We start from the raw sequence: 8283 nt of genomic DNA, 5'->3' as shown, positions 1-8283 counted from the left end.
CCGCACAGTCTACCTCTCTCTATAACTATAAAAAATAGCTATGAAAAAATCTATCGTCATAGATTTCTTCATAGCTAATCTTAGTATGTTTTAATTTATAATTGTTTGATAATTTAAATATTCAGAACTTTCAATTGATTAGTTAGTTTATGCATGTTATAGTATCATTTATAATTAAAAAAATACTTTAACTTGGTAGAGAGTAAAAGCGAGGTTTATAATATGGATTATGTAAAATATAAAGATGACGTTATTAATAAGAAAGAAAAGGAACTTAAGTTCTTAAAGTATTTTAGTTCTAAAGATTTTGAAGTCATCGATATGAACTTCATTGAAAAACTACAATGGAAACAATTGACTCAGGATGATTTAAATAGTCTAGATACTAGAAGTATTTGGAAAAATGGTGATGCTTTTTATAGTTTAAGAAATGACTGGACTGATCAAATTCAGCATTATAGCCGCGAATATCAATTAAAAGCGTCTCGTGTCACATACGCTGGTCCTATTTCAATTAATGAACATATATTTACTAATTTAGGTGTAGAGATATTTAATCCAACAAGAAATGATATGTTGCAATGTTATCAGTACATTCATGATTTCATTCAAAAGGAACTTGAACTTAATGTAGACTTTGCAGTTATTGGTCATTATCAATTATTCGACCTTTTATTGCCTAAAGAAGAACAAACTGAAGAATTATTTCTAGCAATAAGTGAAAGAAATATTTCAAAAATTTCTAAATTACTTTCTCAAAACCATACTTTAGTTCAACTATTAAAAACACCAACACATCATCAATTAGATTTCTTAACGAATTTTGCTGATGTTGAACATCCAACATATAAATCGTTACAGTATTGGAAATCTACTCTTGAGGCATCAGGCATTAATCATATCCATTTAGATATTACAACGATGCCTCCAAAATCATATTATGTAGGAAGTTTTATACAACTTTATCAAAATAATAATCGTAACCCTATCGCATCGGGTGGACACTATAACGGTACTTTAGAAGGTTTCGGGTTCGGTATTCAATTAAATTAATTTAGGAGGTTATTATGTTAACAGTTGCGCTAAGTAAAGGACGTCTTTTAAAAGATTTTATTAAATTTATAGATTCAAATGGTAATTCAAAATGGTCAGATGCGCTTAATAAAAGAGAGCGTAAACTGCAAATCCAAGTCGAAAATGTCAGATTTATCTTAGTTAAAGGTCATGATGTACCAACTTATGTTGAACAAGGCATTGCTGATATTGGTATAACGGGCAGTGATATTCTTGATGAAAAAGACAAACTCAATGTTAATAACTTAGTTGATTTACCTTTTGGGTTTTGTCATTTTGCTGTTGCAAGTAAACCAGATGTTACAGAATATAAAAAAATTGCCACAACATATGTGAAAACTACTAAAGCATATTTTAAAAATAAAGGACAAGATGTTTCTATCATTCCCCTATCTGGTTCAGTAGAATTAGCTGCCGTTGTGAATATGGTTGATGCAATAGTTGATATTGTTCAAACTGGCACAACTTTAAAATCTAATGGACTTGTTGAAAAAGAATCTATTGGGGATATAAATGCAAAATTAATAACAAATAAACATGCTTTCTTTAGTAAATCTAATGTTATCGAATCATTTATAGAAGAAATTGGGGTGTCTATCAATGCTATCTAAAACACAGTTTATTAAACAATTTGAGCAAGACAGAATTGCTGATGAGCGTAATACTGAAAGTGTAAAAAACATCATTGAAGATGTAAAAACAAATAAAGATCAAGCAATATTTAAATATAATAAAAAATTTGATAATGTTGATCTAGAACAAATTGAAGTGCCTCAACATGAAATTAAGAACAGTATTAATCTTATCTCACATGAATTAAAATCAGCACTCGAAACGAGTCATAAATATATTAAAGCGTTTCAACAAAAAATAAAGCACGAAAATGTAACTACAGGACAAACTTATCAACTTTACCATCCAATTGAAAAAGTAGGTATTTATGTTCCAGGCGGAAAAGCAAGTTATCCTTCAACAGTTTTAATGACAGCTACTCTTGCAAAAGTAGCAAATGTTAAAGAAATCATAGTTGTTACCCCACCACAAAAAGATGGCATTGACCCAGCTATATTAGCAGCATGTCATATTACAGGGGTAAATCGTGTGTTTCAAGTAGGTGGTGCTCAAAGTATTGCAGCACTTGCATATGGTACAGAATCAATACCTAAAGTAGATAAAATTGTTGGTCCCGGTAATCAATTTGTCTCACTAAGTAAACAATTACTATATGGTGTAGTTGGTATTGATCAAATAGCTGGTCCAAGTGAAATTGCACTTATTGCTGATGAGCATTCAAATGTGGACTATATCATTCAAGATATTTTAGCTCAAGCTGAACACGATGAACAAGCTCGAACTTTCTTATTATCAACAGATCAGTCATTTTTAAGTAAAGTTAATCAAAAGCTTCAACAAGCAATAGATCTAGCACCTAGAAAAAACATTATTGAGAAAAGCATAAAAAACTTTCATTATCCTATTTTAACAACAGATATTAATGAAACGATTGAAGTCGTAAATTATATCGCACCAGAACATTTATCTATTCAAACGACTGAACCAGACTTATATATTGGCAAAATTAAATATGTTGGCGCAATGTTTTTAGGTCAATACTCACCTGAAGCAATTGGTGATTACGCTGCAGGTCCAAGTCATGTTCTACCTACAGATCAGACAGCAAGGTTTTCAAATGGTCTTACTGTAAATGATTTCTTAACTAGCCACTCTGTTATTCATCTTGATGAACATGCTTATCAAGAAATTGCGCCAAGTGCAATTGCATTAGCTGAAGAAGAAGGTTTATACCAACATAAACAATCATTAGAAGTAAGATTAACAAACAACAAGGAGTCGTGAAATATGATTAGAATTAACAAAAACGAAAGTCCAATTCCTGCTTTGGATGAAGAAATATTAAAAGAAATTATATCCAATTCAGATTTTAACTTTTACCCTGATGAAGAATATGATGCATTTATTAATGCTTATGCTAATTATTATCAATTATCACCTAATCAAATTTCAGCAGCAAATGGTTCTGATGAATGGATTCAAAAATGTATGATTGCTTTACCAGATGGTCCAGTATTAACATTGAACCCTGACTTTTTCATGTACACAGCATATGCTCATCAAATTAATCGCCCTATCCATTATGTTGACGCTGAACAAGACTATACATTTTCATTAGACAAAATCAAAAATGAAATACGTCGTATCAAACCAGCATTTTTTATTATGAGTGTTCCACATAATCCTTCAGGTATTCAATACTCTCCAGAATTTTTAGAAGAAATTTCTGAGTTGATGAAGGAAATCGGAGGATACTTTGTTATTGATGAGGCATATTTAGATTTTGGTGATGCTTATGAAATCGAATTGAAAGATCACATCATTCAAATGAGGACATTAAGTAAAGCATTCGCACTTGCCGGATTAAGAGTTGGTATAGTTATTTCTACGAAAAAAACGATTCAAACTTTAAATAGTATTGCACATCCCTATCCTTTAAATACTTTAACTTTAACAATAGCGACTGCGCTATTTAATGATAAGAACCTTGTAAGCTCTTTATTGAACCGACAAAGACAATTATGTGTAAAACTTAGAACAATATTCGAAAATAATGTAAGTGACATTATTAATGTTTTGCCATCAAAAACAAATTTCGTATTAACATATGGTAACTTAGCTCAAGATTTAGGCAAATATATTTATAGTAAAGGGTTTTTACCTAGGTTTTATGATGAACCTAACATGAAGCAAACTGTACGCTACTCTATCGCAACTGAACCACAGTTAGAAGACTTAGAAAAAGTCGTAAAAGAATGGAGGCAAAGATATGACTTATCAAAAAGCAAGATCAACTAAAGAAACGGATATTAATATTCAATTGTTATTTAATGATGAAGCATCTCAAATTAATACTGGTGTAGGATTTTTAGATCATATGCTCACTTTATTTAGTTTTCATAGTGGTATAACTTTAAAAGTAAATGTAGATGGTGATACACATGTAGATGACCATCATACAGTTGAAGATATAGGTATTGTAATTGGTCAATTACTTTTAGAAGCAATTATAGACAAAAAATCATTTAGTAGGTATGGCACTTTTTATATTCCAATGGATGAAACCCTAGCGCGTGTTGTAACAGATATTAGCGGTCGTCCCTTCTTATCATTTAATGCACAATTTTCTCGTGAAAAAGTTGGAACTTTTGATACTGAACTTGTAGAAGAATTTTTTAGAGCACTTGTAATTAATGCTAGATTAACAACACATATAGATTTAATTAGAGGTGGTAACACGCATCATGAAATTGAAGCTATATTTAAAGCATTTGCAAGAAGTTTAAAAATTGCCTTAAGTAAAGATGATTTCGATGGTGTCCCATCATCTAAGGGTGTGATTGAATAATGATAGCAATTATCGATTACGGTTTAGGTAATATTAAAAATATTGAACGTGCCCTTCTTCATTTAGGTTATGAAGCTGAATTAACATCAGACATTACGACTATAAAAAATAGTACACATGTAGTGTTACCTGGTGTTGGTCATTTCAAAGATGCAATGAATCAATTACAAAAAAGTGGTTTAGATAAAGTACTTAATGAAATAAAAGATACACATAGAATTATTGGAATCTGTTTAGGCATGCAAGTTCTATTTGAATTTAGCGAGGAAGGTGCTACTAAAGGACTCGGTCTACTTGAAGGTAAAGTTAAACCTATAGAAAGTCCCTATCCAGTACCACATTTAGGTTGGAATAATTTACAAAGTGAGCATCTTATATTAAATGGTGATGTTTATTTTATACATTCATATCACGTTTCAACTAATTCACCTGTTATAGCGACTGCAAATTATGGGCAACCGATTACTGCAATTGTTCAACAAAAAAATATTATTGGCATTCAATTTCATCCTGAAAAAAGTGGTGACTATGGACTTGAAATTTTAGATTTAGCATTGAAAGAGGGGTTTTTAAATGATTGAAATATGGCCAGCAATTGATTTAATTGATTCAACAAGTGTGAGATTAACTGAAGGTAAATATGATTCAAAGGAATCCATGGCACGCACAGCTGAAGAAGCCATCGCCTTTTATTCAAAATTTGACCAAGTCTCTAGAATTCATGTTATCGATTTAATAGGAGCAAAAAAACAGCAACCAACAGAAGCGGACTACATAGAACAACTTGTTAATTTAACACATTTACCAATTGAAGTTGGTGGTGGCATTAGAAGTATCGACACGATTCAATCATATTTCGACAAAGGAATTGAATATATCATTGTCGGAACAAAAGGCATTCAAGATTTAAATTGGTTAAAACAAATTACAAACCAGTTTCCAAACAAAATTTATTTATCTGTTGATGCATACGTTGAAGAAATCAAATTAAACGGTTGGATTGAAGATGCAGGTATGAATCTATTCGACTTCATTAAAAGAATTGAACATCTTCCAATCGGAGGTATTATTTATACTGACATATCAAAAGATGGTAAGTTATCTGGACCTAACTTTGAGTTAACTGGCAAATTAGTGCAATCAACTTCAATTCCAATTATTGCATCTGGTGGCATAAGAAACAAAGATGATATCGATCAACTTAATCAATTAAACGTCCATGCAGCTATAGTTGGAAAAGCAGCAAATACTGATGAATTCTGGGAGGGTATTTCATGATCAAGAAAAGAATCATCCCTTGTTTAGATGTAAAAGATGGTCGAGTCGTTAAAGGAATAAAATTTAAAGGATTAAGAGATATAGGACACCCAGTCGAATTAGCAGAATATTATAACCAAGAAGCAGCAGATGAACTCGTGTTTTTAGACATATCTAAAACTGAAAATGGACATCAAATGATGTTAGATATTATTAGTCAAACTGCTTCTAAACTTTTTATCCCTCTAACTATTGGTGGAGGCATAAGTACTCTAGACGATATTTCTTCCCTTCTAAATCATGGTGCTGATAAAATTTCTTTAAACTCAAGTGCTTTACGTCATCCTAATTTCATACGTGAAGCAAGTGACAAGTTTGGAAAACAATGTATTTGTATAGCTGTTGATGCTAAGTGGGAAGAACAACTTCAAGATTGGTATTGCTATACTCACGGTGGTAAACAAAGAACAGATAAACGAGTGCTAGACTGGGTCAAAGAAGTAGAAAGTTTAGGCGCAGGTGAATTGCTTGTAACAAGTATGGATTATGATGGTGTTAAACAAGGCTTCGACCACAAATTATTAAGCGAAATTACTAAACTCGTAAACATTCCAGTCATCGCTTCAGGAGGCGGAGGTAATAGTCAACATTTTGTCGATTTATTCACAGAAACAGACGTATCAGCTGGACTTGCTGCTAGTATCTTCCATGATAAAGAAACAACAATTCAAGCCGTTAAAACACATTTATCTAACGAAGGAGTGAATGTACGATGAGTCAATTAACACCTGATTTTTCAAAAGGTTTAGTGCCTGCAATATTGCAACATTACCAATCAGGTCAAGTACTAATGCTTGGCTATATGAATGAAGAAGCTTATAACTTAACAGTTCAAGAAAAAGTGTGCTGGTTTTATTCAAGAAGTAAAAATCGTCTTTGGAAAAAAGGCGAATCTTCAAATAATATTCAACATGTTTTAGATATAAAATTAGATTGTGACCAAGATACAATTTTATTACAAGTTAATCCAGATGGACCAACTTGTCATACTGGTTCGATTAGTTGTTTCAATACCGATGAACCTTATTCTCTTGAATCGTTAGAGTCAACAATTCAAGAAAGTGTAAACTCAAATAATCAAAAATCTTATACTAACTATTTGTTATCTGAAGGTATAGATAAAATTACAAAAAAATTTGGTGAAGAATCTTTCGAAGTTGTTATAGCTGCTATGAAACATGATAACTTGGAGCTAACTAATGAAGTAGCAGATGTACTTTACCACCTATTTGTTCTTCTTCATGATCGAGGCGTGAAATTTGAAGAAGTAGTTGATGTATTGAAAGAACGTCACAAAAAATCAGGTAATTTCAAAGGTGAACGCAAGAATATTAATAATTGGTAATTTGTCATAAATCACATATTGCCAAAATATAGTAGTCGCTTATACTAGTACATAGAGGTGTAATTATGATACAAGAAAAAGCGACTACTTTTATTATAGATATGTATAAAGAACTTAATATAGATGAAACAAAAGCTCATAAAAGAATTCAAGAAATACAAGATGAAATAAATCAAACAGGAACATATACACATAATAAAGATGAACTTGAGTATGGTGCTAAAGTAGCGTGGAGAAATTCTAATAGATGTATAGGACGCCTTTTTTGGGACAAATTAACTGTCAGAGATTTAAGACATATCAATAGTGAAAAACAATTTCTACACTCTATTGAAGAACATATTGAACAAGCTACAAATAATGGCAAAATTAAACCTATGATTAGTATATACTCTAATCAAATTGAAATTAAGAATGAACAGCTTATCCGATATGCTGGGTATGAAAATTATGGTGATCCTAAGTCGAGAGAAACCACTCAACTCGCTCAACACCTAAATTGGCAAGGTAAGCATTCTGACTTTGATATACTCCCACTTATTTATCGTATTAATAAACAACCGCTGCAATTCCACTCTTATACTGAAGGATTAATTAAAGAAGTATCAATCAAACATGAGCAATTTCCTGCTTTAGAAAAGTTGCAATTAAAATGGTATGCAGTACCTATCATATCTAATATGGATTTAGAAATTGGTGGGCTTTATTATCATACTGCTCCATTTAATGGTTGGTATATGGAAACTGAAATTGGGGTTAGAAACTTTACAGATGAATATCGTTATGACAAATTGAAAGATATAGCTGAAGCTTTTAATTTAGATACATCAACAACATCAAGTTATTGGAGAGATAAAGCTTTAGTAGAATTTAACTACGCTGTTTTTCATTCGTTTAAACAATCTGGAGTTTCAATAGTAGATCATTACAACGCATCAAAGCAGTTTAAAAAGTTCGAAGACAATGAAAATAATGTTAATAGAAAAGTTACAGGTAAATGGAGTTGGCTAGCTCCCCCCCTTTCACCCTCACTTGTACATAATTATCATAAAGGCTATGATAATGAAATGAGAAGTCCTAACTTTTTATATAAACAAACAGAACAAGGTTGTCCATTCCATTAGAA

10 protein-coding genes are annotated in these 8283 nt (G+C 31.5%); all 10 read left to right on the top strand.

Translation table 11 applies throughout. From position 1 onward, the window contains the following. The first annotated feature begins 222 nt into the window (after positions 1-222). The 10 genes from LQ668_RS10950 to LQ668_RS10905 all read left to right on the top strand — a co-directional run bounded on the left by LQ668_RS10950 (position 223) and on the right by LQ668_RS10905 (position 8281). On the top strand, positions 223-1053 hold the full coding sequence (locus tag LQ668_RS10950; protein ID WP_078358217.1) for an ATP phosphoribosyltransferase regulatory subunit: 831 nt from the start codon (positions 223-225) through the stop codon (positions 1051-1053). A 14-nt stretch (positions 1054-1067) separates the two neighbouring features. Beyond that, complete coding sequence (gene hisG, locus LQ668_RS10945; RefSeq protein WP_078358216.1) at positions 1068-1685, top strand: ATP phosphoribosyltransferase; 618 nt, start codon at positions 1068-1070, stop codon at positions 1683-1685. Further along, the gene (gene hisD / locus LQ668_RS10940) at positions 1675-2931 is read left to right on the top strand and encodes a histidinol dehydrogenase (protein WP_078358215.1); all 1257 of its coding nucleotides are present in this window, start codon (positions 1675-1677) and stop codon (positions 2929-2931) included. Before hisG ends, hisD begins: the two co-directional genes overlap by 11 nt. Before the next feature lie 3 nt (positions 2932-2934). Then, positions 2935-3945, top strand: a complete 1011-nt coding sequence (locus tag LQ668_RS10935; RefSeq protein WP_107509916.1) for a pyridoxal phosphate-dependent aminotransferase — start codon at positions 2935-2937, stop codon at positions 3943-3945. Continuing rightward, positions 3917-4495 carry an imidazoleglycerol-phosphate dehydratase HisB gene (hisB, locus tag LQ668_RS10930; protein ID WP_107509917.1) on the top strand — a complete coding sequence of 193 codons (579 nt, stop codon included), beginning with the start codon at positions 3917-3919 and terminating at the stop codon, positions 4493-4495. The genes LQ668_RS10935 and hisB overlap by 29 nt, the downstream gene beginning before the upstream one ends. Further along, a complete protein-coding gene (hisH, locus tag LQ668_RS10925) occupies positions 4495-5076 on the top strand; it encodes an imidazole glycerol phosphate synthase subunit HisH (RefSeq protein WP_107509918.1) in 582 nt (193 codons plus the stop codon). The genes hisB and hisH overlap by 1 nt, the downstream gene beginning before the upstream one ends. Next, positions 5069-5773, top strand: coding sequence for a 1-(5-phosphoribosyl)-5-((5-phosphoribosylamino)methylideneamino)imidazole-4-carboxamide isomerase (hisA, locus tag LQ668_RS10920; protein ID WP_078358207.1), 705 nt, complete (start codon positions 5069-5071; stop codon positions 5771-5773). The genes hisH and hisA overlap by 8 nt, the downstream gene beginning before the upstream one ends. After that, on the top strand, positions 5770-6528 hold the full coding sequence (gene hisF / locus LQ668_RS10915) for an imidazole glycerol phosphate synthase subunit HisF (protein WP_107509919.1): 759 nt from the start codon (positions 5770-5772) through the stop codon (positions 6526-6528). The genes hisA and hisF overlap by 4 nt, the downstream gene beginning before the upstream one ends. Next, the gene (gene hisIE / locus LQ668_RS10910) at positions 6525-7157 is read left to right on the top strand and encodes a bifunctional phosphoribosyl-AMP cyclohydrolase/phosphoribosyl-ATP diphosphatase HisIE (protein WP_078358202.1); all 633 of its coding nucleotides are present in this window, start codon (positions 6525-6527) and stop codon (positions 7155-7157) included. Before hisF ends, hisIE begins: the two co-directional genes overlap by 4 nt. A 65-nt stretch (positions 7158-7222) precedes the next feature. Further along, entirely contained in the window at positions 7223-8281 is a 1059-nt protein-coding gene (locus tag LQ668_RS10905; protein WP_078358199.1) for a nitric oxide synthase oxygenase, read from the top strand. Positions 8282-8283 lie beyond the last annotated feature (2 nt).

It is taken from the genome of Mammaliicoccus sp. K-M42, assembly GCF_022386375.1.
Lineage (GTDB): Bacteria > Bacillota > Bacilli > Staphylococcales > Staphylococcaceae > Mammaliicoccus > Mammaliicoccus fleurettii.
Note: the sequence above shows the minus strand (reverse complement) of the source record. Positions and strands in the feature narration are given on the sequence as shown.

What these genes read in the sequence shown, in the direction of transcription:
- LQ668_RS10950 (WP_078358217.1), top strand. Translation starts at nt 223, where the DNA reads ATGGATTATGTAAAATATAAAGATGACGTTATTAATAAGAAAGAAAAG.
- hisG (WP_078358216.1), top strand. Translation starts at nt 1,068, where the DNA reads ATGTTAACAGTTGCGCTAAGTAAAGGACGTCTTTTAAAAGATTTTATT.
- hisD (WP_078358215.1), top strand. Translation starts at nt 1,675, where the DNA reads ATGCTATCTAAAACACAGTTTATTAAACAATTTGAGCAAGACAGAATT.
- LQ668_RS10935 (WP_107509916.1), top strand. Translation starts at nt 2,935, where the DNA reads ATGATTAGAATTAACAAAAACGAAAGTCCAATTCCTGCTTTGGATGAA.
- hisB (WP_107509917.1), top strand. Translation starts at nt 3,917, where the DNA reads ATGACTTATCAAAAAGCAAGATCAACTAAAGAAACGGATATTAATATT.
- hisH (WP_107509918.1), top strand. Translation starts at nt 4,495, where the DNA reads ATGATAGCAATTATCGATTACGGTTTAGGTAATATTAAAAATATTGAA.
- hisA (WP_078358207.1), top strand. Translation starts at nt 5,069, where the DNA reads ATGATTGAAATATGGCCAGCAATTGATTTAATTGATTCAACAAGTGTG.
- hisF (WP_107509919.1), top strand. Translation starts at nt 5,770, where the DNA reads ATGATCAAGAAAAGAATCATCCCTTGTTTAGATGTAAAAGATGGTCGA.
- hisIE (WP_078358202.1), top strand. Translation starts at nt 6,525, where the DNA reads ATGAGTCAATTAACACCTGATTTTTCAAAAGGTTTAGTGCCTGCAATA.
- LQ668_RS10905 (WP_078358199.1), top strand. Translation starts at nt 7,223, where the DNA reads ATGATACAAGAAAAAGCGACTACTTTTATTATAGATATGTATAAAGAA.